Source organism: Lactobacillus kullabergensis (assembly GCF_003151025.1).
GTDB classification, from domain to species: Bacteria; Bacillota; Bacilli; order Lactobacillales; family Lactobacillaceae; genus Lactobacillus; species Lactobacillus kullabergensis.
Genome location: NZ_CP029477.1, coordinates 1,568,548 through 1,595,313 on the forward strand (window position 1 = coordinate 1,568,548; position 26,766 = coordinate 1,595,313).

The window sequence follows — 26,766 nt, forward strand, 5'->3', positions numbered from 1 at the left end:
ATGTATTCCTCTCTCTTAAACAGTCTTTCTTATTTTACTAGGCGTTCAAGTAAAAATCAATGTGACGGCATAATTACCTACTAAGTATAGACCACTATAAAGGTTATATTCAATCTTAAGTTCGCTTGAACCATCACTTTTAGGGAAAAATTTAATAAATTCAGTCGTACTTTGGAGATCCATTTGATAGCCTTGAGCAACATAGCGACAGTCTTTGCGCTCACCAACGACAAAATGGAGTTGTGAGTAGTTATTTCTGTCAGTTCCCCGCCTAATAATCACATTATCTTCTTTAATTAATATTTTAACGGGAATTTTGCCATCTTCCAAATATGAAACTCTAGTATTGCCAGCAGATTCAATTAATTCGCCATCAGCTTTTTTCTTGAAAGTTTCACTATCTTTGCCTTGGATTATTTTGCTAGTAAAATCAATTTTTACTTTAGTCATCTATCTGATTCTTTGAAATAAAAAAGCCAACCTTCCAGATTAGCAAATATGTCGTAATGTCCTTCTTAATTTTAGCAGAAAATATTATAAAACAAATTATTTTTTAACGCCAATAATTACTTTAAATAGTTTTTTTGGGTACTATCAGCAAAATATTTATACCACCAATTATGATTAGGCTTGTACAAACAATAACAATAAATTTTTCACCAAAATGATCAAGAATTATGCCAGAAACAACTGACGAAACGGGTCCACCAATATTGGCAAAAGTTCTGATTGTTGTTAAAACTCGCCCCAAATAATTGTCTGCTGTGGAAGTCTGAATGACAGATTCTGCAAGAACGTTATGAATACTGGTAACAGGACCAAAAAGAAAAAGCAATGTGCAAAGAAGTACCATGTTTTTTAAAGAAAACAACATCAAAATAAGCGGTATGGCGCTAATAGTCCAAGCCCAGCCAACTGTTATAATTTTTGCTTTCATTTTGCCGGCTATTAAGGCTCCCAGTATTATTCCCGCCAGTATGCATATGTAGAAAGTGCTATAAAGTTCCGGCTGTCCCGCTTTTGCGGCTATACGAGGTAAAATTAAAATCATTGCAGGTTGTGCAAACGAATAAAGCAAGCCAGACCAAAGATAGTGCAATAAAAAGACATTTTCCTTAATGTAACTGTAGCCACTGAAAATCTTTTGCCAATATTTAGTTAGGCCTTCTGCCTGGCTTTCTTTTTCTTTAAATGCATTATGAACAGGTATTTTTCTCAGAGCTGCAATTAACAATAACAGCCCCAGTAAACTCAAGCAGGCACAAGCTAAAATAATGTCTCCGCTTGCCATAAAAGCCAGTAATGAACCAGAAAGTGCAATGCCACCAACATTTACCAGTTGATCCACGATATTAATCTTGGAAATAATACTGGTCATTTCTGTTTCATCCAGAAGAGATTCTTTTAAAATAGCGCGATCAGCAGGGTTAAAAAATTCATCACAAATTGATAGTAATCCAGCAATAATAATAGCTAAAATATAACTTTGGCTAAAATAAATAATCACAGCTGTAAGCACAAACAATAAGACTACCTGTATCACCATAGAATAGATGCTGGTTTTCTTAAAAGAGTGACTGTCAATAAAAGGACCGTAAAAAATAGAAAGAGCAGCAGTTACTGTGAAAATAGCATTAGTAATGCCAACCATAGTTGAACTTTTGGTTTGAATTTGGATCCACCAAATAAAAACCATGCCATAAAGCGAGTTGCCCAAGCCACTAACTAAGCGTGACAATAAGTATGGTTTTTTCTCTAACATAATTTTTCTCGTTTCGCGCTAGTTCTGTTAAAATTCTATTTTAATTAAAAACTAATTAAATATTTAAAGCAATATATTTTTTATTGATTAGGTTAAATTCTTTTAGAACTTTCGGTATCTGGCATGTCTTTTATCTAATAAATCTACCAAATTTTCAGTTTGAAATTTTTTTAGCCTTTGCTCAATTATTTCTTTTAATCCTTGAGCTTGATTTTCCAGAACTTGTTCAGGCAAAACCCGTTCTACTATGCCCTGTTTCTTTAACCATTCCGGTTCAATGTGCATTATTTCCGCAGCTTTTGTAGCCAGTTTGGCGTCCTTCCACATAATTGAGGCAAATCCTTCAGGTGACAAAACTGTATACATACTGTGTTCCAGCATCCAGACTTCATCACTGCAGGCCAAGGCCAACGCTCCACCTGAGCCGGCCTCACCAATAATAATAGTTAGAATTGGTACCCTTAACTGCAGCATTTCACTAATATTAGCAGCAATAATCTGCCCCTGGCCGTTTTTCTCTGCCTCTGCTCCTGGATATGCACCAGGAGTATTAATAAGAGTGACAATAGGAACACTCATTTTAGCAGCCGTTTTCATTACCCGCAGTGCTTTACGATAACCTTGGGGTAAGGGGCTGCCAAAATTAGTTGCCATGCGCTCTTTTAATTCTTGTCCCTTATTAGTTGCAATGACGCAGACACTCATATCTTTTATGGTTGCAAAACCCGCGCTAATGGCGGCATCGTCACTACTTGTACGGTCTCCGTGCATTTCAAAAAAATCTGGAAACAGTTGAATTACCAGACGATGCATGTTACTTTTATGGTCACTTCTTGCCCCATCCATAATGGCTAAAATTTTATCACTCGCCATGAACTTGAGCCTCCCATTTTTCTTCAGCAAAAATTTTAAGTATCTGACCAAGTTTGGCTACCTGTTCATCACGAGGAACAATACTATCAATAAAGCCGTTTTGGTAGGCATGCTCAACTGTCTGAAAATCTGGTGGCAGTTTCTTATTAATAGTCTGTTCAATTACTCTGCGTCCGGCAAAACCTAATAAAGCTTTAGGTTCAGCTAAAATAATGTCTGCCTGCGAAGCAAAACTGGCAGTGACACCACCAGTTGTTGGATCCATAATTACGCTGACATAAAGTAAATGTGCTGCGCGATGGTCATTAACTGCCTGTGAGATTTTAGCCATTTGCATTAATGAATGAATTCCCTCTTGCATTCTGGCACCACCTGAGGCAGTGAACAAAACAACAGGTAATTTCTTGGTGGTTGCTTTTTCAAACAAGCGAGTTATTCGCTCACCAGTGGCTGTTCCTAGACTGCCCATTATAAACACCGGATCCATAATACCCAAAGCAGTTTCGTAACCAGCAATATTGGCTTTACCGGTTAAAACTGCATCTTTAAGTTTAGTTTTGGACTGCATTTTTTTAATTGTAGCCTGATAATCTGGAAAATCAAGGGGATCAGTAGTCGCTAAATCTGCATCCCATTCCGTAAAGTCTTTTGTCAGCATCTTTAAGCGTGCTCTGGCAGTCACTCGAAAACCGTAGCCACAATTAGGGCACAGCTGATATTTACCAGCACGATGAAAATAAAATTTATTGCCACATTTAGGGCAAATCCTAAAAATGCCTTTAGGAACATTTTCCTGATACTTTTTTAATGCACTGTGGGGATGACTTGCAAATCTAATTGCCATTAACCTGCGCTTCCTTTTCATTATGTCCTAGTCGCTTAAGATAATTGGGTAAAAATTCTTGATCTATATACGTTGTTAAATATGTACCGGTCTGAAATTTATCATCGTTAAGCAAAGCGATCAAAAAATCGCGGTTAGTAACTAATCCTTTAATTTCAAACTCTTTAAGAGCATCAAGCAAACGCTTAATTGCCATTTGCCTATTAGTTGCATGTGCAATAATTTTAACAATCATCGAATCGTAAAATGGTGAAACGGTATCTCCACTGTTAACCCCACTTTCAATCCTAATACCCAGACCACTAGGCAATACCATTTTTACGATCTTACCAGCTTGGGGACAAAAATTTTTACTAGGATCCTCTGCATTAATGCGGGCTTCAATTGCAGCACCATGGACATGCACATCTTCTTGAGATATGCTCAAATCTTTGCCTGCAGCAATATTAACCTGTTCTTTAACGAGATCAATCTGAGCAACTTCTTCAGTAATTGAATGTTCAACCTGAATCCTGGTATTCATCTCCATAAAATAGAAATGATGAGCAGGATCCATTAAAAATTCGATAGTACCGACATTTTCATAATTTATTGCCTTTATTGCTTTAACAGTTATCTGTTGCAAATAGTCTCTTTCTTTTGCACTGATTTGTGAACAAGGCGTTTCTTCAATTACTTTTTGCTGGTGACGTTGCATTGAGCAGTCTCTTTCGGGAAGTGCCACCACATGTCCTGTTTTATCTGCCATGATCTGTACTTCGACGTGTTTGGCTGGGGAAATAATTTTTTCCAGATACATTCTGTCGTCTCCAAAAGAAATTCTGGCTTCTTCTTGTGCCTGGTTGAATGCTTCTGTTAAGTCAGCAGCTTGAGTCACACGTCTTATTCCTTTTCCGCCACCACCGGCAACGGCTTTGAGCATTACGGGGTAACCCACTTTATTGGCAATTTTTATTGCAGCCGCAGCATTTTTAACAATCCCATCACTTCCAGGAATAACAGGTATATTATTCTTGCGCATCATTTCCCGAGCGTTAGCCTTATTTCCCATTAAAGAAATGGTTTTTGACTTGGGACCAATAAAAACCAGGTGGCATTCTTCACACATTTGAGCAAATTCAGGACTTTCAGATAAAAAACCGTATCCTGGATGAATTGCATCTGCTTCTGTTAGTACAGCGGCACTGATAATATTTTGCATATTTAAATACGAATCGGCTGGTTGGGGAGAACCAATACATATTGCCTCATCAGCTTCTTTCACATGTTGGGCATGTTTATCAGCCGTTGAATAAACAGCAACTGACTTAATTCCCATTTCGCGTAAAGCTCGAATTATCCTTATAGCAATTTCTCCACGATTCGCTATCAAAATTTTTTTAAACATAATGTCACACTTTACTGAATTGCAAATATTAACTGGGCAGTACAGGCAACTTTATCTTTAACAGTTGCTTTTGCCTCACCAATCCCGGCATTTCCACGCAGCTTATCCAGCTTAACTTCTAAATTCAGAGTATCTCCTGGCTTAACCATTGTTCTAAAGCGAGCATTCTTGATACCTCCAAAATAGACAGTTTTTCCTTTAAATTCCGGCATCGTCAACAATGCAACTGCACCAGTTTGCGCCAAAGCCTCAGTTATCAAAACACCCGGCATTACTGGATTACCCGGAAAATGTCCCTGAAAATAGCTTTCATTAATTGTGGTATTTTTTTGAGCAACAGCATATTTACCGGGCTCATAATCTAAGACCTGATCAATTAACAGCATTGGGAAGCGGTGAGGCAAAATAGCCTGAATCTGCACACTATCTAAAGTATGTAACTTTTTTGGTTTACTCATATTTGCTTCCTTCATTCTGGAATAACCGTTATCAGTGGTTGATCATATTCAACTACTTGTTCATTTGTAACTAAAATTTTATCAATAGTCCCTGTAAAATCGCTTTTAATTTCAGTCATCATTTTCATTGCTTCAATAACGCAAACCACATCACCTTTATTGACATGATCACCCGGCTTTTTATATTGAGGTTTTTCTGGACTTGCTTGTAAATAAACTATGCCAACAAGTGGTGCCTTAATTTTTAAAGTTTTCTGCTTAGGTGTATCTAAATTGCTAAGTTCTTGATGATTAGTTTCCTGCAGTGTTTTAGCAGACGATTGGCCTACAGGACTTTCTTCTCCTAATTCTACTGGTGCAGCAACTTGACTTTTGTCAATCTTAATATGACCACCCTTAAAATCTAAATCCAGTTTGGTGATATCACTTTGATTAATTTCTGCGATCAATTTTTCAATTTCTTCAAAAGTCATTTAATCATCCCACCTTTTTAATGCAATCACCGCATTATGTCCACCAAAACCAAATGAATTGCTGATGGCATAATCTATTTTTTGTTGACAATTTTGTTTATTGACCAAATTAACTTTACAGTCAGGATCTTGCTGGGTTACTCCTACATTAATCGGCAATAATTCTGAATTAAGCGCCAAAATTGTGGCAATAGCTTCAACAGCTCCGGCTGCTCCTAGTAAATGACCCGTCATGCTTTTAGTACTTGAAACTAGCACATTACTATTTTGACCAAAAACCTGATTAATTGCTTTAGACTCAGCCAAATCATTTGCTTTGGTACTTGTACCATGGGCATTGATATAACCCACTTGCTCAGGACTAATTTCAGCTTCACTAAGAGCCAGTTCCATTGCTCTTGCAGCCTGGTCGCCACTTGGATCAGGAGATGTAATATGGTATGCATCCGAACTAGTCCCATAACCGACAATTTCACCTAAAATATGTGCGCCACGACTTTGAGCATGTTCTAGCGATTCTAAAACAAGAGAACCTGAACCTTCTCCCATCACAAAACCGTTACGATTTTGATCAAAGGGAATACTTGCTTTTTCAGGAGCCGTTGTCGTGGACAATGTTGAAATTGCAGCAAAACCAGCTATTCCACTTTCATTGATTGCGGCCTCTGAGCCACCAGCAATCATGACATCGGCATAGCCATCTTTTATCTGTCTAAAAGCTTCACCAATTGCATTTGTACTCGAAGCACAGGCAGTCACAATTGTAGTACTGATTCCTTGAGCATGATAGCGAATAGAAATATTGCCTGCTGCCATGTTAGCAATTGAAGTAGGAATAAACATTGGCGATACTCGATCCAGACCTTTTTCGTGCCATTTAATAACTTGTTCCTGGATGGTAGTTAGTCCGCCAATTCCTGTGCCCCAGATTACGCCAAAACGATCATTATTGGTATTTTTATCATCAATTCCTGCTTGTTCCATGGCTTGTGCAGTTGCATACATCGCGTAGAGTGTGAATGCATCCATGCGTTTAGTATCTTTTTTAGTTAAAAAAAGCAATGGGTCAAAATTGTCCAGTTGCCCAGCCAGAGTGACCCCACTTGAATCAGCATCAAAATAAGTAATTGGCTCAAAACCAATTTTTTGACTATTGAGTCCAGCTTCAAAACTGGCAACGTCATTACCAATAGGTGTTAAGGCACCCAAACCTGTAACTACTACTCTTGTCATTACTTACTCCTTACTGCATTGTCAATCCGCCATCTACCGTTATTGTCTGACCAGTAATATAGTCATTTTGAGCTAAAAAAACTGCGGTTTGTGCTATTTCTTCAATTTGTCCCAAACGTTTCAGCGGAATTTCCTTAAGTAATTGCTGCTGAATTTTTTCACTAAGATTTCTAGTCATTTGTGTGTCGATCATTCCTGGAGCAATGGCGTTACAGCGCAAATTGCGTAATGCTGCTTCTTTAGCAACAGATTTAGTTAAACCAATAATTCCTGCTTTACTAGCGGCATAATTAGCCTGACCAATGTTACCTGTTAAACCAACTACACTCGATAAGTTAATAAAACAGCCTTTTCTTTGCTTATACATCGGTCTCAGTGACTGTTTAATGACATTAAAGGTGCCAATCAAATTGGTGTTAACTACACTTAGAAAGTCTGCTTTAGACATGCGATTGAGCAGTCCGTCTTTGACAATACCGGCATTATTGACCACAACATCTAGATGTTCAAAATGATTGATAATTTTGGCAATCATTTCTTTCACATCTTCTTCTTTAGTAACATCTGCGCTAATATCCATTACTTCAACATGATCTTTTTCAAACTGGTCGATGACTTCAGAACTAATTGGTTTGCGGGCATTTAAAACTATTTTTGTTCCCTGTTTGGCAAAAGCTTGAGCAATTGCCAGGCCAATACCGCGTGAACTACCAGTGACCAAGACCACACTATCTTTTAACTTCATGAATTAAACTCCTTTAAAGCAGAAATCGTTTCTTGCATATTGACCACGCTATCTGTTTGATAGGTTGGAACTCCTTTAAGAATCTTTCGTGCAAAAGAAAGTAAAGTTTTACCTGGTCCTAATTCAACAACCGCAGTTATATCTTGACTATGCTGAGCCAAAGTTTTTGCAAAATAGGTAGTCGAAACTAGCTGCTCCGTCAAAGTCGAAACAAGGTTGTCAGGTGCAAACTCTTTTTGGGTCGTAGTGCTATAAATTGGGAAAGTACCATTATGCCAATCAACTTTTTGCAATTCAGTTTTCAAAGCTCCTTGAATTGATTTCATTAATGGTGTGTGAAAAGCACCGCTTACTTTTAGTGGAACTACACGCGCACCATCTTTTTCAAGTTGTTCACGCAAATTTTGAACTGCATCTTTTTCACCACCAACAACAATTTGATTAGGAGTATTAACATTTGCTATCCCAATCAGACCTTTTTTTTGGGCATCCTTTATGGCTAATTCAACGCTTGCTATAGAACTCTTCATGACTGCTACCATAACTCCGGGATTTTGACTGCTTGCTTGTTGCATAAGTTCACCGCGCTTTTTTATTAAGCGAAGTGCTGAATTGAATTCCAAGTAATTGGCACAAGCAAGACCGCTATATTCCCCCAGGCTAAGTCCGATACCTAATTTTTTAAAATCAGCATTTTCGCTAAGAATTTGGTACAAGCCGTAACTCATTGTCAAAATAGCGGGTTGAGAATAACGGGTTTGCGCTAGTTTATTTGCTTTATCTGGGTCAAATAATAATTCCGCGAGATCTAACTGCAATATATCACTTGCTTTAGCAATGATTTTCCGGTAGTGCGGTTCAGTTTGGTATAAATCATAAGTCAGACCGGTTTTTTGAGCCCCCTGACCACTAAATAGTAAACAGATCATTTGCTTATCTTTCCCCATTTAGCAATTTGTCTGCTTGACTATAAACTTCAGCTAGAATTTCTGCAGCAGGTTGTTCTTTTTTTACCATGCCGGCGATTTCACCTGCCATGAAAGATCCTGTTTCAGAATCGCCTTCAATTACCGCCCTTCGCAAACTACCGGTTCCCAGTTCCTCTAACTTGTCATAATCAGGATGCGGCTTTAACGCCTCTTCCTTTTCAATTCCAATATACGTTTTAGCCATCTTATTTTTTAAAACCCGTGAAGGATGGCCTGCATATTCACCAGTAACTAGGGTACTGGCATCTTTGGCACGTAAAACAGCTTTTTTATAATTAGGATGTATCTTTGATTCAGTTGCTACTAAAAAGCGAGTGCCCATTTGCACGCCCTCAGCACCCAACATGAATGCAGCAGCCATACCGCGACCGTCGCCTATTCCTCCAGCTGCAATTACGGGAATTTTAACTGCATCTACAACCTGTGGTACCAGAGCCATTGTCGTTAATTTTCCGATATGACCACCTGATTCCATCCCTTCGGCCACAACAGCGTCAACACCTACACGTTCCATCATTCTGGCCAAGGCAACGGAACCAACAACTGGGATTACTTTAATACCAGCATCTTTTAACTTTTCTATGTATTTTGCCGGATTACCCGCTCCAGTAGTCACAACTGCAACACTGTCTTTATTTGCCAAAATAACCTTGACAACTTCATCAGCATAAGGTGAAAGCAACATCACATTTACACCAAAAGGCTTTTTTGTCAGTGATTTAGCTGATTCAATCTCATCAGCCACAACACTGCCAGGTGCATTGCCCGAACCAATAATTCCTAAGCCACCAGCATTTGAAACAGCAGCTGCCAGTTTGCCATCCGCAACCCAGGCCATGCCTCCTTGAAAAATTGGGTATTTAAGACCCAGTTCTTTCATAAATGGACTTAATTCCATTTGTTAACCTTCTTTCGCTGCCAGTTGTTTTTTAACAAAATCGACTAAATCCTGAACTGTTTCAATGCCCTCTTCACTTTCAATTTTAATGTCAAATTCATCTTCTAATTCATTAATCACTTCAAATACATCCAGACTGTCAGCATTTAAATCGTCTTTTATATTGGATTGAGCTGTGACAGCACTTTCGTCTTCTCCGGTTTGTGCAACAATAATTTCTTTTACTTTGTTAAAAATTTCTTCTTCAGTCATTTGATTTCTCTTTCTTAATAAATTATCTTTAAAAGCTTAAAGCAATGCTGGCAGCCGTCAGACCACCACCAAAGCCACTTAATATTAGTTTTTGATTGCGTTTAATGATGCCAGAATTAACTGCTTCATCCAATAGTATTGGCACACTGGCAGCAGAAGTATTGCCATATTTGGCAATATTTTCCAAAAATTTTTCTTCAGCAATATTTAGATGCTTTGCTATCGCAGATATAATGCGTCCATTTGCCTGATGGAGCAAAAACCACTGCACATCATCCTTTTTCCAGTTTGCTTTTGTTAAAACTCGCCTAATGGAATTAGGTACTTCATGAGTAGCAAAGTCATAAACAGCTCTACCATCCATCTCAAAGTATTTCTTGTGTTTTGCAATCTTATCCGAACTATACGGTGAACATAAAGGTTGGTACCCTGCGGTTAATTTTGCTCCCAATTCTCCAAAAGCTGCCAAATCTTCAGCAACTATTCCTTCTGCTTGAGAACTTTTTTCAACTAACACGCCACCACTGCCATCCCCAAAGAGAACAGCAGTTGAACGCTCTTGCCAATCTATCAACTTTGACAAAACTTCTGCTCCGATAACTAATCCTCGTTGATAGGATCCAGCTAGCAATTTATCTGCAATTGCCAAAGCATAAATAAAACCAGAACAAGCTGCATTAATATCAAATGCCAATGCTTTGCCAGCGTGCAGTTTCCCCTGCACAATTGCTGCTGTTGAAGGTGTCAGATAATCAGGCGACATAGTAGCAATGATAATAAAATCTAATTGCTCTGGCTTGAGATTAGCTTTTTGTAACAGCAGTTGAGCTACTGCTAAAGCCAAATCAGAAGTTTGTTCATTTTGAACTACATGCCTTTGTTTGATACCAGTTCTTGAAGAGATCCATTCATCTGACGTAGTCATTATCTGCGCTAAGTCATCATTGGTAATTACCTTAGAGGGAACATAATGAGCAGTTTGACTAATTCTTAAGCTCATCAGTTATCGCTCCTTTTATTATCAATTCGGGCCGGAAATTCAAGAAAAGCACGCAGGTTCAACAAAGCACGTTCAATAATTGCCACCTGTTCATTATCAAAGCCTGCAATAAATTGTTTTACCATATGGCGGTGAAATGAATCGTGCGCCCGATAAATTAAGCGTCCCCGACTAGTTAAGCCCAGTCGGATTATCCTCCTGTCATCTTCACCGTTTATTCGCATGACATAGCCCTTTCGAACCAAGTTATTGACCATTGTTGACAGCGAACCTGCCGTCACCATCAACTCCCTTGCGACTTGTGAACTAGTCTTATGTTCATACATGGTAATTGCGTCGATCGCATGTAATTCTCTTAATGAAATGTCTTTAAATTCACTTTTACGTAATTCGCGTTCTTCGACTTTCATGATATCTGAATAAACCGTAGACAAAAGATTATTGATGCGTTTTAAGCTTGTCTCCAATAGCACCACCTCTTACTCAACTATATAATCTGTACCAATAAAATCTTGATACTTTTTTATAAATATATATAAAGCTATAATTTAAATTTTTATTTCAAATAATTTCGCTTTATGCCAACAATGAGCATCTCCTTTAAATACTTTTATGTTCAAAATAAATTATTAGAGTATGATATGGTATTATTTACTAAATGTCAAACTCCTTTTTGCAATATTAGTTTATTTGCGTTATCAAGGCAAGTATTTTTTAAAAACTCTAAAAATAAATAGTTTGAATATCAAAGTATTTTTGCAAATTTAATTAGGTATAAGGATAGATTATTAATGAATAGTTTAAAAAGAGAAAAATACCTCAAAATATTGTTAAACAAATTTCAACTAGAAATTAATTGGTGGAGAAGTATTAATTCCACAAATTTGTATGCAAAACAAAAACTAGCTTCTAAGGGATATTTAGGTCCAGTGCTATACGGAAGTGATGAACAAAGCTCTGGCTACGGTAAACAAAGTCGCCACTTTATTTCACAAAAAGGTGGCATTTATTTATCACTTGTTATCAAAGTGCCGCAATTGAACTGGCAGAATCAAGGTTTATTAACTACAGGTATTGCATGGCAACTGTATTTGGCTATTAAAGAGGTATTTCATCTAGATACTCAATTCAAATGGGTGAATGATCTGCTTTTTAAAGGTAAAAAAATAGCTGGTATTTTGGTTGAAGTACCACAGCCCCAAGTTGCCATTATTGGGATTGGCTGCAATCTTTACCAGGATCATTTGCATAATGAATTAAAAACAGCTGGCAACTTACTAACAAAAATCCCTAGTGAAAAGCAAATTTGTCAATTTATCGCACAAATTACAGAAAATTTATTTGAATTTATTCCTCATTTTGATCAAAGCAATTTTTTGCCTAAATACAAAAAGAAGCTGGCACTAATGAATCATGAGGTAGTATTGCGAGTGGGCAAACAAATAATACAAGGAAAGGTGACAGACTTAACGCAACAGGCAAATTTAGTTTTAGAAACTGAAACAGGTTTAAAAAGTTTTAATGCTGGCGAGGTCACGAAAGTAAGAAATTTTTAGCAAACAAAAAAGACGAAACCTCTTCGTCTTTTAAAAATGTATATTGTCTTAAACAGTTATAGCTTTTAATATAACAAACACACCTGCAAATAATGCTTTTTACAGGTGCGTTTGAAAATCTATTACTTTCTCTCTGCCTTATTTAAAGAATCTTTGAAAGCTTCTTTTATTCTTTGAATGGTGCTGAGTCGTTTTAAAGCTGGCCATCTAATTATAAAGACGACTATTTAAAATATTAGACTGTTATGATTTGGTCAAATTTATCTTTATTTTCTTCATGTAACTGGTGACTGACAAACACAACAGTAATTTTGGGCTGATTTAAAAAGTCATTTTCAACTTTGATAGCTCCTGCTTTGTCCAAGCTGCTTGTAGATTCATCAAGCAAAAATAACTTGCGCTTTCTAAGTAATCCACGAGCTAAAGCCAAACGCTGCTTTTGTCCGCCAGATAAACTAGCGCCTCCCTCGCCAACTTTTGTATCTAATTTCCGTGGCAAATTATTTACAAAATTCCATAAATCAGCCTTTTCCAATGCAGATTTTATTTCTTCGTCAGTAAAATGCTGGTCAAGTTCCAGATTATAGCGCACTGTATCATTAAAAAGATATGCAGTTTGATCAATGTACACAACATTAGACCGTAACGTATTATTATCAAGTTTTTTAATTTCAGTTTTGTCTAATTGGAGATCACCTGTGTAATCTGTCAACCTACCGGCTAAAATTTTTAACAACGTACTCTTACCACTACCTGATTCACCCTCAACCGCAACTTTTTGACCATCAAGAATAGTAAAATTGAGTGGCTTTTTAAATACTGGTTTATCTGGAAGATATGCAATTTGTAAATTTTTAGCTGTAATATTGATGTCAGCAATTTTACTGCCAGCTTGAGCATGAGCTTTAACTGGTTCATCTAATTGGTATTTGCTAAAAATCGGGTTGAGCGCTTGCAACTCAGTCAAAATTGGTGCAATAACAGCAAGTGAATTAAAAACATTAAAAGCAAGTGAAGTGGACGAATTAATTACCCCAATAGTTACTTGTTTTTCTAAAATTAATAAACCTGTCCAAGCTTGAATAATTACTTGACTGATAACATTACTGGCGCCACCTATACTGCCATTAAAAGACCTATATTTTGATTGTCGAACTTTTGCCCCAATTAATTTATTAACGGCAATAGTAATCCGCTTTTCTATTTGCTGTTCTGCAGTAAAAATATTATAAGTGGCAAAGCCTTGCAGACAGTCATTAATTACATTAACCACCTTTTCATTTTCCTTACTGGTAGTGAAGTTGCTGCTGGCCACTTTCTTTCGTACAAGCTGAGGTAATCCAAAGTAAAAAGAGTCAAAATTGCTACCAGAGGCAGAAAAGACCAGTTTAATTTTATCAATGCAATTAGAGAAAAAACAGAATCACCAAAAATTTGTACCATTGAAAATAAATTGTTAAACCCATTTTCTTCAACTAAATTCATATCATTCGTTAGCCATGATGTATAAACTCCAGTATCATTCTTTTCAAACCGTGAAACAGAGTAATTTTCTATGTGTTCAATAATATCCTGACGTAATCTTAAGCTAAGAAACTGTACTGTTTTAACGCTCAATACTTGTTCACTAATTAAAAATACAGTCATCACCAAGAATAATAAGAAATTTAATAAAATGTATTTAAAAAAAGCCTGAAAATCAAGTTTAATTAAACTATTTAAAATAAAAACATTAATTAGTGAATTAAGAACCCTAAAAGCTGAACAAATTAATTGGAGGATTACCACCAAAGTAACTTTAGTCGGTTCTTGTTTAACATATTTGAACAAACTTTTCATAAAACTTGACCTCAAACTCAACCTTTTATGTTCAGATTCAAAATAAATTTGACCGTTAAAACTACTTGGGTAAAATTTTACCATTAAAATTTAATATTGACTTATTTTTGTAAAAAATTTTTAAGGCTAAAATGCTTAATTATCTTTGGAAGTACTTGGTTTCCTAATTATATATAGTTAGGAACCACCTGCCACAAGTTTGTGTAAAATTACACTATAAAACTCTAAAACAATAAGATCATAAATAACATCCACATTAAAAATTATGTTCATTATTAAGTATTCACATAAAATCTCTGATATCGATAGCTTTATTATAAATTTAGATATTGTGAGTAAGGTAACTAAATAATAAAATAAAAAGATCAACTTTGAATTACAAAGTTGACTGGTAGCCAACCATAGTAAAACTAATTGATCTTTTGTATTAGCATGTTTAGAAAATTAATCTAATCTTCTAAAACTTTTATAAACATACGATTTAATATAACTATTACTATTATAATATTTAAGCTTCAATTTACATATCAGCAATAATAATAATAACATTTCTTAAAAGATCCATAATATATTCCTCCTTATATAACTTTTAAATAAATGATAACTCTATTATTTGCTTTTGTAATCCTTTTTTCCTATTTGAAAATTTTATCTAACCATTTTTTTGACATTAGCGTTATACCCAGCTTGAATAAGAACTTCTCTTATATTTTTGGTTTCAATTTTATTATCATTTATCAAATAATAATAATACTTACCAAGAATTTTAGTAAAAGCTAATTCAATATCATTTGGTAATTTTTCTACATATTGAAGAGGCAAAGAGCAAAGATTATACTTTTTTTCCTTATAGCATAGGTCTGTATAATTTATCATTAATACACTTAATGCGACCATAATATTTTTATCTAATTTATCAACCTTTTGGTAACGATTGATAATATTATTAATTAAAAAAGAAGCTTCATCAAAACTATATATTTGAATTATATTTGCCAATAGAATAATGCGGTGATACTCATTTTCATCTGTATCTTTTTGAAAAATAACTTTCTTAATTTTATTTTTTTGAACTTTGTCTAAATGATTAATTGCATTAGTATTATGAGTTTTTTCTATTAAATTCGCTTGTAAAAGAGAGAATTTTATAAAAGCTGTCTTTGGTTTAATCAACTCTAATGCTTTTATTATTTTTTTTAATTCTAGATCGTTATCACCATACGCTGCTTTAATAAACTTATTCATTAAGACTAAAACCTGTTTTCTATTATCTTTATTAGTTTTAAAATCTTCAAAAAATTTTTGTGGACTGATATCATGCTTTTGCAAAATATCTAAAAAGTCATTTACTCCAATATCATTTAGTCCTCTTTCTACTTTCGAGTAAAATGAAACAGAAATAACTCCAGCTGCCATTTCTGTTTGAGTTAATCCTAATTCTTGACGTAAACTTTTTAATTTATTACCTATATAGTTCATTCAATCACCTATCTTTTTATACTATATATAACTATAAAATATGGGTAAATTTGTTAAGCTGGCACAACTTATTATTTAATTTTAATAAAATAAGCCAAAAGAACAATGATATTAATCAAAAGAGTCCAAGTTTGTTATAATTTAAGTTATTAATAACAGTTTAATATAACAGCTTTAGAGGATTCGACATGCCAAATTTTCATAACATTAAACTTAAAAAAGAAGTAGTTTTAAGAGATCCAGTTCACGAGTACATCCACATTGAAGACAAGGTTATACTTGATATCCTGAAAACCCAGGAATTTCAAAGAATGCGCAGAATTAAGCAACTTGGTCCCATTGCATATGTTTTCCCTGGTGCAACACACACACGTTTTGAACATAATCTGGGCGTTTATGAATTAACTCGCAGAATTTGCAATATTTTTGCAAAAAAATATCCATCACAGAGGCCTGGTGATGGTCTATGGGACGATAATAACAGATTATTAGTCGAATGTGCTGCACTTCTCCATGATATTGGACACGGCCCGTATTCACATACTTTCGAACATCTTTTTGATACAAACCACGAAAAAATTGGTCAAAAGATTATCACTGACTCAAATACAGAAATTAATCAAGTCCTGCGGACAGTTTCACCAAATTTTCCAGGTCTTGTAGCCAGCGTTATTGCTAAAACTTATCCCAACCCACAAGTAGTCAAAATGATTTCTAGTCAAGCAGATGCTGACAGAATGGACTACTTGCAACGCGATGCTTACTTCACTGGAGTTACTTATGGAAAGTTCGATTTATCTAGAATTTTGCAAGAAATTCGCCCATATAGTGAGGGAATTTGCTTTACAATGGCGGGAATGCATGCTGTTGAAGATTATATTGTTTCTCGTTATCAAATGTATCAACAGGTTTATTTCCACAGAGTTGGTCGTTCGATGGAAGTTATTTTACAGCATTTGCTTGAAAGAGCCAAAATCATTTATAAACAAGGGAATTTGCCAGTTACTCCTAGTTTAGCAAAATTTCTGGCTAATGACTGGACGCTTGATGATTACCTGGAGCTAGATGATGGTGTAATGGAAACTAATTTTTCAATGTGGACAAAAGCCAGCGATCCAATTCTATCTGATTTAACTAGGCGCTATCTCTTCAGAAAACCTTTAGCCAGTGTATGTATCAATCCAGAAACCAAAAGTCTGCTGCCAAAATTAAAAGATTTAATCAAACAGGCTGGTTTTGATCCAAATTATTACACCGATACCAATTCAGCTTTTGATGAACCTTATGATGCTTATAAACCGACTGGTAAAAATGCTAACAGTCAAATTGAAATTATGCAAGACGATGGGCAATTAATCGAATTATCACATTTGAGTCCTCTTGTACGTTCATTGAATGGTACATTGCAAGGTGATGAACGCTTCTTCTTTCCTAAAATCATGATGTCAAATAGCGATGAACCCCAAATTTTTGATCCGTTATATCAAAAATTTCAGCGTTACATTAAAAATGGCACTTTGCGATACTTGAGAAAACCAAAAAATAAATAAGCAGCTGAATCGCTGATTCAGCTGCTTTTACTACTTTTGTTATGATTTAAGTTAAAAGTATAATTCTTTTCAATCTTTAACTTTTTTGACCAAATGAATTTCTCTGTCGAATAGCTGTTTCATTTGTTCATTAAAACTGTGAGCGATAAAAATAACAGTAGCAGGAGTAGACTTCACTTCATGCAAGATTTGCATAGTAGCTTGCTGATCGATTGCACTAGTTCCTTCATCAATCAAAATTATTTCACTTTGATGAACTAAAGCCCGCACCAGAACAATTTTTTGTCTTTGTCCTCCCGAGATATTTAACTTGTTCAAATCGATTTTTTGATTTAATCCTTCATCAAATTTGGCAATATCACCTGCTAATTGTACTTTTTCAACCAGTGACGGTAAAGCGCTCTTTAATTTGTCTACAAACATAGTCATGTTGTCAGCAATACTTACCGGAAAAAGTACAGGATCTTGGGGAATATAGCCAATTTTACTCATATCTGGGTTAACCACAGCACCATCTTTGTCTTTAAAAATAATTTGCCCTGAAGTTGGTTTGATTTGTCCTAGAATGAGTTTAAACAAGGTTGATTTCCCAGCTCCAGAATCACCAGTCAGAAGCACTTTTTCACCTGACTTAATATTAATGTCTGGAAAAATTAGACTTTCTCCATTAGGAAATTGCAAACTAAGATCATGCGTACTAAGTGATGCTGGAGTTGCTACTTCTTCAGTTTGCTCTTTTTTAACTGGCGCAGCCGTTTTGGCAATCTCCTGATTTAAAGTTTTGGAGCCCTTTATTTGTCCATAGCGACTAACTATGATTTGAATACTTTGCCTTAAGTAGAAATTACAATTGCCTACTCCAGTGATTGCACCAAATGCTACTATTTTAGCTTGGAACAAATAACCCGCTAGTAAGAATAAAATTAATGAAAAAGAAACTGATACCAATCCATTAATTATACTTAGTAATTGTGTAACCCCATTTTGCTTGACATAAGCATCTTCTAGCTCTTTAGCTGCATCATTAGTTACTTTAAATAGTTTTCCTCCGGCAAAATAACGTTGTAGTTCTTCAAGGCCATTAAGCCACTTTTCTAAGCAATCGAGATATTGATTATTACTCTTTGATATCTTGGTCATTGAATTTTGTAGTGGCTTTTCTAATAATTTTGGTAACACTAATGAAATAGCCACCATCAAAATAATTGTGAGAAGTAAACTCCAGTGTAATGAAATAAGCAGAACAACTACAGATACTAAATTAATAACACCACCAATTAGACCAAAAAATGGTGCAAAATAATTTTCTTGGCTCTGATTCAGGTCATTTGTTAATCGATTTTGAATCTGGGCAACAGAATGCTCTTTTTGATCCGCATAAAAGTGAGATACAGATCTTTTTCTGATATTAAAATTAAATTCCTCTTGTTGTTTTGATAGAAAGAACGCATGCAGTCCTTGTATTAAATATTGAAATAGGAAAGGCATAAATGAAATGACATTTATAATTAAAAACTGTTGGAATTTCTGTTGCTGAATTGCTGTGGTTTCAAGCATAATTAATTGTGTAGTTACAATTGGTAAAGTCCACTCTAAAACGGTAATCAAAATTAGTATCATGAAGCGTAAAGGGTTTTGCTTATAAAAGTCCTTAATTGTCATAATATCTTACCTCCTTTTTATTGCTTTATGTTTTCCTTAAGTGAATTTCTCTGTCAAACATTTCTTTCATTTGATCATTAAAGCTGTGTGCAATAAAGATTACTGTAGCAGAACTCGATGTGATTTCCTGCAAAATTTGCATTGTCGCTTGCTGGTCAATAGCACTGGTTCCTTCATCAATCAAAAAAATTTCACTTTGATGGACTAAAGCTCGTACTAGAACAATCTTTTGTCTTTGACCACCAGAAATATTCAATTTGTTTAAATCGATTTTTTGTTCTAAACCATCATCAAACTTGGCAATATCGCCAGCAAGTTGAACTTTTTCAACTAATTGTGGCAGTGCACTTTTTAATTTATCGGAAAACATAGTCATGTTATCAGCAATAGTTACCGGAAAAAGCACAGGGTCTTGCGGAATATAGCCAATTTTACTCATATCTGGATTAATCCTTGAACCATCTTTATCTTTAAATATGATTTGTCCAGAACTTGGCTTGATTTGTCCTAAAATAAGTTTAAACAATGTTGATTTGCCAGCTCCTGAATCTCCAGTCAACAGTATTTTTTCACCTTGTTCAATATTAATATCAGGAAACTGTAACCTTTCACCATTGGGAAATTTTAAATTAAGATTGTGAGTGCTAATAGCGACTGGTCTTACCTTTTTTGCAGTTTGCACCTTTTTTACTGGTGTCGCTGTTTTAGCAATTTCTTTATTTAGAGTTTCGGACCCCTTCATTTTCCCATAAGAGGTTACTATAATCTGAATTCCCTGTCTCAAATATGATTGGCAGTTGCCCACTCCGGTAATGGCACCAAACACAACTAGTTTTTGTTGAAACAAATAACCAACTAATGAAAATAAAATCAAAGAGAAAATAGCCGATACTAGGCCATTGATTACGGTTAGTAGCTGCATAGCACCATTCTGTTTAACATTAGCATCTTCTAAATTTTTAGCAGCTTTACTCGTTACCTTAAATAATTTTGCACCACTAAAATAGCGTTGTATTTCTGCAAGTCCATTAAGCCATTTCTCCAGGCAATCTAGATATTTTTGGTTGGTCTTAGAAACTTGAATCATTGAATTTTGCAAGGGCTTCTCCAACAGCTTTGGCAAAATTAAGGAGATTAGTACCATTATTGATATGGTAACAAGCAAACTCCAATGTAATGAAACCAATAATATAATGGTAGAAACTATAATGACTACTCCCCCAATTAAGCTAAAAAAAGGAGTAATATAATTTTGCTGACTTTGAACTATATCATTCGTTAACCGGTTTTGAATTTGTGCTACTGCATGGTCTTTTTGATCTGCATAAAAATGTTTAGTGGTTTTATCCCTGATTGCAACATTATATTGCTCTTCCTGCTGAGACAAAATATATTGTGACAGCCCTTGCAGTAGATAATCTGCCATTAAACATACAAAAGCACATACATTAACAATTAAAAATATTTTAAAATTGCCTTGTTGAATTGCCGTAGTTTCTATAATACTGAATGCAGTGCCAAGAATTGGCAGTGCATATAAACCAATATTGATTAAAAGTAAAACAATAAAGCGTAAAGGATTTATCTTATAAAATTCTTTAATTGTCATTTTGATTACCTGATTTTTTATTTGATTTTAAATTGATTTGATAATCAAACTTGTCTTTTAGTTCCGGACTGAAGTTATGTGCAATCATTAAAAGTGTTTTATCGGTATCGAGCAAATTGTCAATTATTTCACTGGTAGATTTACTATCAACTGCACTAGTTGCTTCATCAAGTAATAAAAATGGTTCATCATGAATTTCGGCCCTGGCCAAAACTACTTTTTGTCTTTGTCCACCTGATAAATTGCCTTGATCTAAATCGACCGTTGTATTAATTTGATTTGGAAACTTGGCTAAATCTGGCACCAGTTGAACTTTTTTGACAGCTTCTTTTAGTTTGCTAACCAGTTTGCTGTTAAACATCGTAATATTATTTGCAATAGTATCAGGAAAGAGCGTTGCATCTTGTGCTATGTAACCTAGTCGAGCTTGCTGAGGCGGAATTTTAGTCCCGTCTTGAGCAGTAAAGAAGACCTCACCAGTTTTGGGCTTAAGTTGTCCCAGCAGGACTTTGAATAGAGTTGACTTACCTGTGCCTGAATCTCCTGAAAGTAAGACCTTATCGCCTTTATTAATAGTAAAATCAGGATAAGATATACTTTCTCCATTTTGATATTGCACTTTCAAATTGTGACATTCAACACCATAAACAACCGTTCCAGGCTTTTTTTCAGGTATTGGTTTTGTTAAATCAGTAATTTCCTGACGTAACTTTTTGGTTGATCTCATTTGCGTCATTGCGTTGATAACTTCCCAGAGACCATTAAAAATGGTCGAAGCAAAGCTACCTGCTATAAACCAATCACCCAAAGTGATTATATGCTTAAAAAATAGTAGTCCACTAAATAAACTTGACCCAATTTGACCAATAGCATTACCTAAGCCGTTAATACTAATCGAGATCCCTTGTACTTTTTTTCTATAAACATTGGCTTCTGCCAGTTTCCGACTATCTTGACCAAGCGCTCTATCTAGTCGGCCACTTGCACTGTATCTGCGCAATTCACTTAAACCAGAAAACCAATTTTCAATTGTATTTAAAAGCTGTGCGTTTTTCTTGGCAGCTGCGGCTGTAGAATTAGATAACTTTTTTGTCATAATTTTAGGTAGAGTCAACACAATAATTGCCGCTACAGCAACAAATAAAATTAATGACCAGTGAAGAGTTATTAATGTACCAATTGCGAAGATAAGACTTAACAAGTTGGTCCAAATTTGAATCCAAGGCGTAGCATAATCGTCTGTTAAAATCTTGAGATTATTACCTAGCTCATTTTGTATTTCTGATACCTTATAACCGCCAGAATTGTAATACCGCCGCATTATTTGGGAACGAATATTATGTAAGCATTCTTGAACTTGCTTATTAAACAAAAATGTTCCCAATGGTAAGGACAAAACAGTAAAGATTGAGACAATAAAATCAATGACTAACCAAAATACAAATCTGTCCCAGTTGCCTCTTGTTAAATCATTGATTGCATATTTAAAAAGGTATGTTGCCAACGTTCCACAAATGGCATAACATAAGAAAATAATTAGAATAAAAATTCCTCGAAAAATATTGGTTTTAAAAAGATCTTTAAGTGACATTGCTCTTTTATCCTTTCATCTTTGGTATGTTTTTATTAAACTTTAATTTTATTTTAAATGCAATAGAATTTCACTAAGGGGTCAATAAAGCTGACTAAGTGGTAATTCTGCCAAACTAAAAGATCTGCTTAAGTTAAGCAGATCTTGGTAAATTTTATAATTTATTAATGTTTATCTTTTTCATATCTGGTGTTAAACAATGGACTAAGTGGTTCATGCTTCTGAATGCATTTAATTGCATCCCCAATAAGCGGACCAACAGATACCAGAAGAGTTTTTTCCAATTTCTTTTCTACTGGTTGATTAATAGAATCAGTTAGAACCAGATTTTTAATCGGAGAATCATTCAATCTTTGAATAGCAGGTCCTGATAAAACTGCGTGCGTAGCACTGGCATAAACTTCAGTTGCCCCAGCATCTATTAAAGCTTGGGCAGCTAGAGTAATCGTACCCGCAGTATCAATCATATCATCAATAATGATAGCGCGTTTACCTTTAACGTTGCCAATAATATTCATTACTTCTGAAACATTGGCTCGTGGACGGCGTTTATCGACAATTGCAATTGGTGTCTTTAAAAACTCTGCTAACTTGCGGGCACGCGTTACGCCACCATGATCAGGTGAAACAACAACAGCATCTTTTTGCAAATTGTTTCTCAAAAAGTAATCAGCAAGTAGTGGTGCACCCATTAAGTTGTCAACAGGGATATCAAAGAATCCTTGAATTTGTGGTGCATGTAAATCAAGTGACAAGACCCTGGTAGCTCCAGCTTCTTGCAACATGTCAGCAACTAACTTAGCAGTGATTGGTTCACGTGGTCTAGTCTTACGATCTTGGCGAGCATAACCATAATAAGGAATCACGATATTAATTGTTTGTGCACTTGCCCGACGCACAGCATCAATCATGATTAATAATTCCATTAGGTTATCATTAACCGGTACACTGGTTGACTGAATCAAATAGACATCTTTACCCCGAACAGATTCGTCAATGTTAATTTGAATTTCACCATCGCTAAAGCGTTGAACACTGGACTTACTCAGGGGTACCCCCACCCGCTGTGCAATTTTTTCCGCCAGCGGAACATTGGAATTGAGGGCAAACAACATCATATTGTCTTTATAAGACATAATTTCCTCCGTATTAAAATTGTTAACAACTTATTATTTTACCAAAAGTTGTCTGAAAAAGTTACTTCCTATATTATTATTCAACTTTAACGAACGACATTCAAGCCCTGAATCTTAGTTTATGTAGTAAATTACTGAAGTCTTAAAGTAAACTCCAGTTAATACCAAAATAACAGTTGATACTGTTTGAAAAAATGACTGTCAAATTTAAGTACTTCACGTATTCAGTTTTTACTCTTGCAAATAAAAAATATTTTCATCAGTTATTTTAGCTATATGAATATTGTTTTATTGCACATTTAGCCATTTTTGGATACTTTCGCTTGATCAAAAAGTCATTGAAGAAATACTTTTACTTTGCTAAAATTCAAAACATAAACAAATATCTATATAGTGTCGAGATAGGGTCGGCAGTTTCTACACGTGAACCGTAAATTACGTACTATAGATAAAGGTAAAGAGAACTTTTACGTTCTTTCGTCTTTTTCTATGCACTAGAAAAAGACTTTTTTGTATTTTACTTATGAAAGGGAGGCAAATATGAATAGTAATTTCCTTTGGGGCGGCGCTACAGCATCCTATCAGTGTGAGGGTGCCTGGAATGTAGACGATAAGGCTGAATCCATGTGGGACCATTATTTACATGAAAATGATTTAGAAAACGGCGATGTAGCTAGCGATCATTATCATCATTTTGAAGAAGATATCAAAATGATGAAGGATGGTGGTCAAAATGCATACCGTTTTTCTTTGTCTTGGCCGCGCATTATCAAAAATCGTGCTGGTGACATTAATCCGAAAGGAATTGAGTTTTACAATAAACTAATTAATTGTTGCCTTAAAAATGGCATAACGCCTTTTGTGACACTTTATCACTGGGATCTGCCACAGTACTGGCAAGAGGTTGGTGGCTGGCTCAATCTTGATACCAGCTGTGCTTTTGCCCACTACGCTGAAGTTTGTTTTAAAGCTTTTGGCGATAAAGTTAAACTCTGGACAACTTTTAACGAACCCAAATGGTTTACTGTCAATGGCTATTTGATTGGCAACTATCCGCCGGCTGAACATGATTTGCAACACACGATCACTTGTGGCTTTAACGTGATGTATGCCAGTGCATTAGCTATTCAAAAATTTCGTCAGGGAAAATTTCAGGGACAAATAGGTATTGTTCATAGTTATTCACCAATTGATGGCATAGATGATACGATTGAAACTAAAATCGCTATGCGGAATGCTGATAATTATGCTAACAACTGGGTTTTAGATACCGCTGCACTAGGTAGTTTCCCCATTGATTTGCTAGCTAAACTTAGTGAGACTAATGATATTTCTTTCATGAAGTCTGACCTTCTAAAAACAATAGCGGAAAATACAGTTGATTTTTTAGGTTTAAATTATTACGCCCGTACATTAGTAAAACCATATACGACCGGCGAAACGAAAATGGTATTTAATAATTCCGGTAAAAAAGGCTCGACCCAAATGAGAATCAAAAATTGGTTTGAACAGGTAATGGATCCAAATAGTGAATACACTGAATGGGACACTGAAATATATCCGAAAGGGTTAGAGGATGGCTTGATTCGTGCATACCAAAAATATCATTTACCTATCTTTGTGACAGAAAATGGTGTTGGCTTTCATGAAAATATTAATGTAAGTGAAGTCAAGGATGACTACCGCATTTCCTTTATGAATGATCATATAAATGCTTTGATGAATGCACAAGACAAAGGAGCCGATGTCAGAGGTTACTTTACTTGGTCCCCATTTGATCTGTATTCATGGATGAACGGTGTCGAAAAACGTTATGGCTTAGTGGCCGTTGATTTTTCAACATTAAAGCGTAAGCCAAAAGCTTCCTACTTTTGGTACAAAAAAATTATTAATTCAAATGGTAAATTGGTTGAACGTAGGGAATACTAAAGTAGGAGATTGAACATGGAAACTACAAAAATTACTTCTTGGATGGATAAACACATTACACCATTTGCTAATAAAATGGCCAATCAACGTCATCTTGCAGCTATTAGAGATACTTTTATGACACTTCTACCAATCACATTGTTTGGTTCAATTTTTGTCATAATTGGTGCTGCGCCACCTGTTACCAAACATAGTAATGGCTTATTAATAGCTTGGGCTCACTTTGCCCAAAAGAATGCTTTAATACTTACTTGGCTAAGTTCCGTTTCGATGAGCGCAATGTCAGTTTTTATTTGCGTTGGTATTACCTACTTTTTATGCCAGCATTACAAAGAAAATCCTTTATCACCTATCATGTTTTCTTTAGCCGGATTTTTTATGTTAGTTTTTGATCCTAAAAAACTCGGCTTTACTGGGAACTTTGCAGACATTAGCTATTGGGATGGCCGTGGAATTATCATTGCCATTTTGATTGCTATTCTAACAACGGAAGCATACCACGCAATGCGTAAGCACGACTTTGGTCGTATTAAGATGCCTAAAGGAGTGCCATCAGCTTTATCAGAAAGTTTTGCTTCATTTGTTCCAGCACTAGTAATTTTAGCAGTAGACGCAATTATTTTTATAATTTGTCAAGCAAACCATACTACAGCAGTTAAAGCCATTTACAGCTTCTTGTCACCAAGTTTTAAGGTTGCAGACAGCTTGCCAGCAACAATCTTTTTAACTATTTTAGTACAGCTCTTTTGGTTCTTTGGTATTCACGATGCTGCTCTCGCTGGTATTCTGGGACCAATTCGTGATGGTAATCTCTCTATCAATGCTAGTGCTAAGTTAGCAGGTAAAGCACTGCCAAGAATTTTCACTACTCCTTTTTGGGTTTACTTTGTTATTATCGGTGGCTGCGGTTCTGTCTTAGCTTTAGCGATTATAATGTCATTTTCGAAATCCAAACAACTAAAAACAGTAGGTAGAGTGGGGTTAATTCCAGCACTATTTGGAATTTCTGAGCCTATGATATTTGGTACCCCGTTGATGCTAAACCCAATCTTTTTCATTCCCTTTATTTTTACTTCCACGGTTAACGCTATCCTCAGTTACCTTTCAATGTCATTTGGACTTGTGAAAAAGACATTTGCACTATTTTCATGGCAAATGCCGGCGCCAATTGGAGCATTTTTATCAACTATGGATTGGCGGGCTCCGATATTAGTAATATTATTGATTGTAATTGATGGTTTAATGTATTACCCATTCATGAAGATTTACGAAAGAAGCTTATTAAAAGAAGAAAACAGTTAGCAACAGAGCTTTAATTAAATTTCTTATTCAATTAAAAAACTAAATTCTATTGAGAACTAATTTCCAATATCCAAGCGAAATTAGTTCTTTTTATTTGAAACTTTTCTCTCCTTATAGTTAATAATAGAAATTTTATTTTCTATATTATCTGGAATTAAAAAAGTGTTCCTTATAATTATAGCTTTAGCTATTAAGGAAC

Annotated in this window: 25 protein-coding genes and 1 riboswitch; of the genes, 4 read left to right on the forward strand and 21 right to left on the reverse strand. The window is 35.3% G+C overall.

Annotated features, from left to right (window positions below; genetic code table 11):
- Nucleotides 1-45: 45 nt before the first annotated feature.
- The 14 genes from DKL58_RS07550 to DKL58_RS07615 all read right to left on the reverse strand — a co-directional run bounded on the left by DKL58_RS07550 (nucleotide 46) and on the right by DKL58_RS07615 (nucleotide 11,324).
- Nucleotides 46-450: a YwiB family protein gene (locus tag DKL58_RS07550; RefSeq protein ID WP_109586670.1), complete on the reverse strand. Its 405-nt coding sequence runs from the start codon at nucleotides 448-450 to the stop codon at nucleotides 46-48.
- Between the two features lie 121 nt (nucleotides 451-571).
- Nucleotides 572-1,762 carry an MFS transporter gene (locus DKL58_RS07555; protein ID WP_109586671.1) on the reverse strand — a complete coding sequence of 397 codons (1,191 nt, stop codon included), beginning with the start codon at nucleotides 1,760-1,762 and terminating at the stop codon, nucleotides 572-574.
- A 102-nt stretch (nucleotides 1,763-1,864) separates the two neighbouring features.
- Nucleotides 1,865-2,635, reverse strand: a complete 771-nt coding sequence (accA, locus tag DKL58_RS07560; RefSeq protein WP_109586672.1) for an acetyl-CoA carboxylase carboxyltransferase subunit alpha — start codon at nucleotides 2,633-2,635, stop codon at nucleotides 1,865-1,867.
- A complete protein-coding gene (locus DKL58_RS07565) occupies nucleotides 2,625-3,479 on the reverse strand; it encodes an acetyl-CoA carboxylase carboxyltransferase subunit beta (RefSeq protein WP_109586673.1) in 855 nt (284 codons plus the stop codon). Before DKL58_RS07565 ends, accA begins: the two co-directional genes overlap by 11 nt.
- On the reverse strand, nucleotides 3,469-4,866 hold the full coding sequence (locus tag DKL58_RS07570) for an acetyl-CoA carboxylase biotin carboxylase subunit (protein WP_109586674.1): 1,398 nt from the start codon (nucleotides 4,864-4,866) through the stop codon (nucleotides 3,469-3,471). The genes DKL58_RS07565 and DKL58_RS07570 overlap by 11 nt, the downstream gene beginning before the upstream one ends.
- Before the next feature lie 11 nt (nucleotides 4,867-4,877).
- Complete coding sequence (gene fabZ, locus DKL58_RS07575) at nucleotides 4,878-5,324, reverse strand: 3-hydroxyacyl-ACP dehydratase FabZ (protein ID WP_109586675.1); 447 nt, start codon at nucleotides 5,322-5,324, stop codon at nucleotides 4,878-4,880.
- A gap of 11 nt (nucleotides 5,325-5,335) precedes the next feature.
- Nucleotides 5,336-5,797, reverse strand: a complete 462-nt coding sequence (gene accB, locus DKL58_RS07580; protein ID WP_109586676.1) for an acetyl-CoA carboxylase biotin carboxyl carrier protein — start codon at nucleotides 5,795-5,797, stop codon at nucleotides 5,336-5,338.
- Complete coding sequence (fabF, locus tag DKL58_RS07585; protein ID WP_109586677.1) at nucleotides 5,798-7,030, reverse strand: beta-ketoacyl-ACP synthase II; 1,233 nt, start codon at nucleotides 7,028-7,030, stop codon at nucleotides 5,798-5,800.
- A gap of 10 nt (nucleotides 7,031-7,040) precedes the next feature.
- The gene (gene fabG, locus DKL58_RS07590) at nucleotides 7,041-7,775 is read right to left on the reverse strand and encodes a 3-oxoacyl-[acyl-carrier-protein] reductase (protein WP_109586678.1); all 735 of its coding nucleotides are present in this window, start codon (nucleotides 7,773-7,775) and stop codon (nucleotides 7,041-7,043) included.
- Entirely contained in the window at nucleotides 7,772-8,722 is a 951-nt protein-coding gene (locus tag DKL58_RS07595; protein ID WP_109586679.1) for an ACP S-malonyltransferase, read from the reverse strand. The genes fabG and DKL58_RS07595 overlap by 4 nt, the downstream gene beginning before the upstream one ends.
- Nucleotides 8,709-9,662 (reverse strand): enoyl-[acyl-carrier-protein] reductase FabK, encoded by a 954-nt coding sequence (gene fabK / locus DKL58_RS07600; RefSeq protein ID WP_109586680.1) that lies wholly within the window; start codon nucleotides 9,660-9,662, stop codon nucleotides 8,709-8,711. The genes DKL58_RS07595 and fabK overlap by 14 nt, the downstream gene beginning before the upstream one ends.
- A gap of 3 nt (nucleotides 9,663-9,665) precedes the next feature.
- On the reverse strand, nucleotides 9,666-9,914 hold the full coding sequence (locus DKL58_RS07605; RefSeq protein WP_038523954.1) for an acyl carrier protein: 249 nt from the start codon (nucleotides 9,912-9,914) through the stop codon (nucleotides 9,666-9,668).
- A gap of 28 nt (nucleotides 9,915-9,942) precedes the next feature.
- The gene (locus tag DKL58_RS07610) at nucleotides 9,943-10,917 is read right to left on the reverse strand and encodes a beta-ketoacyl-ACP synthase III (protein ID WP_109586681.1); all 975 of its coding nucleotides are present in this window, start codon (nucleotides 10,915-10,917) and stop codon (nucleotides 9,943-9,945) included.
- Complete coding sequence (locus tag DKL58_RS07615) at nucleotides 10,914-11,324, reverse strand: MarR family winged helix-turn-helix transcriptional regulator (RefSeq protein WP_109587024.1); 411 nt, start codon at nucleotides 11,322-11,324, stop codon at nucleotides 10,914-10,916. Before DKL58_RS07615 ends, DKL58_RS07610 begins: the two co-directional genes overlap by 4 nt.
- 381 nt (nucleotides 11,325-11,705) lie before the next feature.
- On the opposite strand from DKL58_RS07615, the gene DKL58_RS07620 reads away from it, so the two are divergent.
- Nucleotides 11,706-12,470 carry a biotin--[acetyl-CoA-carboxylase] ligase gene (locus tag DKL58_RS07620; RefSeq protein ID WP_109586682.1) on the forward strand — a complete coding sequence of 255 codons (765 nt, stop codon included), beginning with the start codon at nucleotides 11,706-11,708 and terminating at the stop codon, nucleotides 12,468-12,470.
- A 235-nt stretch (nucleotides 12,471-12,705) separates the two neighbouring features.
- On the opposite strand, the gene DKL58_RS09640 is transcribed toward DKL58_RS07620, so the two are convergent.
- The 3 genes from DKL58_RS09640 to DKL58_RS07630 form a co-directional block, all read right to left on the reverse strand.
- Nucleotides 12,706-13,785, reverse strand: coding sequence for an ATP-binding cassette domain-containing protein (locus DKL58_RS09640; RefSeq protein WP_275425093.1), 1,080 nt, complete (start codon nucleotides 13,783-13,785; stop codon nucleotides 12,706-12,708).
- Nucleotides 13,731-14,309, reverse strand: a complete 579-nt coding sequence (locus DKL58_RS09645) for an ABC transporter transmembrane domain-containing protein (RefSeq protein WP_275425094.1) — start codon at nucleotides 14,307-14,309, stop codon at nucleotides 13,731-13,733. Before DKL58_RS09645 ends, DKL58_RS09640 begins: the two co-directional genes overlap by 55 nt.
- A 648-nt stretch (nucleotides 14,310-14,957) precedes the next feature.
- Nucleotides 14,958-15,788: a helix-turn-helix domain-containing protein gene (locus DKL58_RS07630; protein WP_109586683.1), complete on the reverse strand. Its 831-nt coding sequence runs from the start codon at nucleotides 15,786-15,788 to the stop codon at nucleotides 14,958-14,960.
- Nucleotides 15,789-15,976: 188 nt separating this feature from the next.
- Here DKL58_RS07630 and DKL58_RS07635 point away from each other — a divergent pair, with 188 nt between their 5' ends.
- Nucleotides 15,977-17,338, forward strand: a complete 1,362-nt coding sequence (locus tag DKL58_RS07635) for an HD domain-containing protein (protein ID WP_109586684.1) — start codon at nucleotides 15,977-15,979, stop codon at nucleotides 17,336-17,338.
- A gap of 69 nt (nucleotides 17,339-17,407) precedes the next feature.
- Here the strand turns inward: DKL58_RS07635 and DKL58_RS07640 are convergent, their stop codons facing one another.
- The 4 genes from DKL58_RS07640 to DKL58_RS07655 all read right to left on the reverse strand — a co-directional run bounded on the left by DKL58_RS07640 (nucleotide 17,408) and on the right by DKL58_RS07655 (nucleotide 23,336).
- Complete coding sequence (locus DKL58_RS07640; RefSeq protein ID WP_109586685.1) at nucleotides 17,408-19,000, reverse strand: ATP-binding cassette domain-containing protein; 1,593 nt, start codon at nucleotides 18,998-19,000, stop codon at nucleotides 17,408-17,410.
- Between the two features lie 25 nt (nucleotides 19,001-19,025).
- Complete coding sequence (locus tag DKL58_RS07645) at nucleotides 19,026-20,609, reverse strand: ATP-binding cassette domain-containing protein (RefSeq protein WP_109586686.1); 1,584 nt, start codon at nucleotides 20,607-20,609, stop codon at nucleotides 19,026-19,028.
- A complete protein-coding gene (locus DKL58_RS07650; RefSeq protein ID WP_109586687.1) occupies nucleotides 20,599-22,200 on the reverse strand; it encodes an ATP-binding cassette domain-containing protein in 1,602 nt (533 codons plus the stop codon). Before DKL58_RS07650 ends, DKL58_RS07645 begins: the two co-directional genes overlap by 11 nt.
- Before the next feature lie 164 nt (nucleotides 22,201-22,364).
- The gene (locus DKL58_RS07655; protein WP_046332547.1) at nucleotides 22,365-23,336 is read right to left on the reverse strand and encodes a ribose-phosphate diphosphokinase; all 972 of its coding nucleotides are present in this window, start codon (nucleotides 23,334-23,336) and stop codon (nucleotides 22,365-22,367) included.
- 366 nt (nucleotides 23,337-23,702) lie between these two features.
- Nucleotides 23,703-23,801, forward strand: a riboswitch (purine riboswitch).
- Between the two features lie 75 nt (nucleotides 23,802-23,876).
- Between DKL58_RS07655 and DKL58_RS07660 the strand changes: the two genes are divergently transcribed.
- A complete protein-coding gene (locus tag DKL58_RS07660; protein ID WP_109586688.1) occupies nucleotides 23,877-25,265 on the forward strand; it encodes a glycoside hydrolase family 1 protein in 1,389 nt (462 codons plus the stop codon).
- A gap of 15 nt (nucleotides 25,266-25,280) precedes the next feature.
- Nucleotides 25,281-26,567: a PTS sugar transporter subunit IIC gene (locus tag DKL58_RS07665; RefSeq protein ID WP_046332549.1), complete on the forward strand. Its 1,287-nt coding sequence runs from the start codon at nucleotides 25,281-25,283 to the stop codon at nucleotides 26,565-26,567.
- The last annotated feature ends 199 nt before the right edge of the window (nucleotides 26,568-26,766 follow it).

Coding starts and splice junctions, on each gene's coding strand:
- DKL58_RS07550 (WP_109586670.1), bottom strand. CDS start 450: ATGACTAAAGTAAAAATTGATTTTACTAGCAAAATAATCCAAGGCAAA.
- DKL58_RS07555 (WP_109586671.1), bottom strand. CDS start 1,762: ATGTTAGAGAAAAAACCATACTTATTGTCACGCTTAGTTAGTGGCTTG.
- accA (WP_109586672.1), bottom strand. CDS start 2,635: ATGGCGAGTGATAAAATTTTAGCCATTATGGATGGGGCAAGAAGTGAC.
- DKL58_RS07565 (WP_109586673.1), bottom strand. CDS start 3,479: ATGGCAATTAGATTTGCAAGTCATCCCCACAGTGCATTAAAAAAGTAT.
- DKL58_RS07570 (WP_109586674.1), bottom strand. CDS start 4,866: ATGTTTAAAAAAATTTTGATAGCGAATCGTGGAGAAATTGCTATAAGG.
- fabZ (WP_109586675.1), bottom strand. CDS start 5,324: ATGAGTAAACCAAAAAAGTTACATACTTTAGATAGTGTGCAGATTCAG.
- accB (WP_109586676.1), bottom strand. CDS start 5,797: ATGACTTTTGAAGAAATTGAAAAATTGATCGCAGAAATTAATCAAAGT.
- fabF (WP_109586677.1), bottom strand. CDS start 7,030: ATGACAAGAGTAGTAGTTACAGGTTTGGGTGCCTTAACACCTATTGGT.
- fabG (WP_109586678.1), bottom strand. CDS start 7,775: ATGAAGTTAAAAGATAGTGTGGTCTTGGTCACTGGTAGTTCACGCGGT.
- DKL58_RS07595 (WP_109586679.1), bottom strand. CDS start 8,722: ATGGGGAAAGATAAGCAAATGATCTGTTTACTATTTAGTGGTCAGGGG.
- fabK (WP_109586680.1), bottom strand. CDS start 9,662: ATGGAATTAAGTCCATTTATGAAAGAACTGGGTCTTAAATACCCAATT.
- DKL58_RS07605 (WP_038523954.1), bottom strand. CDS start 9,914: ATGACTGAAGAAGAAATTTTTAACAAAGTAAAAGAAATTATTGTTGCA.
- DKL58_RS07615 (WP_109587024.1), bottom strand. CDS start 11,324: ATGAAAGTCGAAGAACGCGAATTACGTAAAAGTGAATTTAAAGACATT.
- DKL58_RS07620 (WP_109586682.1), top strand. CDS start 11,706: ATGAATAGTTTAAAAAGAGAAAAATACCTCAAAATATTGTTAAACAAA.
- DKL58_RS09645 (WP_275425094.1), bottom strand. CDS start 14,309: ATGAAAAGTTTGTTCAAATATGTTAAACAAGAACCGACTAAAGTTACT.
- DKL58_RS07630 (WP_109586683.1), bottom strand. CDS start 15,788: ATGAACTATATAGGTAATAAATTAAAAAGTTTACGTCAAGAATTAGGA.
- DKL58_RS07635 (WP_109586684.1), top strand. CDS start 15,977: ATGCCAAATTTTCATAACATTAAACTTAAAAAAGAAGTAGTTTTAAGA.
- DKL58_RS07640 (WP_109586685.1), bottom strand. CDS start 19,000: ATGACAATTAAGGACTTTTATAAGCAAAACCCTTTACGCTTCATGATA.
- DKL58_RS07645 (WP_109586686.1), bottom strand. CDS start 20,609: ATGACAATTAAAGAATTTTATAAGATAAATCCTTTACGCTTTATTGTT.
- DKL58_RS07650 (WP_109586687.1), bottom strand. CDS start 22,200: ATGTCACTTAAAGATCTTTTTAAAACCAATATTTTTCGAGGAATTTTT.
- DKL58_RS07655 (WP_046332547.1), bottom strand. CDS start 23,336: ATGTCTTATAAAGACAATATGATGTTGTTTGCCCTCAATTCCAATGTT.
- DKL58_RS07660 (WP_109586688.1), top strand. CDS start 23,877: ATGAATAGTAATTTCCTTTGGGGCGGCGCTACAGCATCCTATCAGTGT.
- DKL58_RS07665 (WP_046332549.1), top strand. CDS start 25,281: ATGGAAACTACAAAAATTACTTCTTGGATGGATAAACACATTACACCA.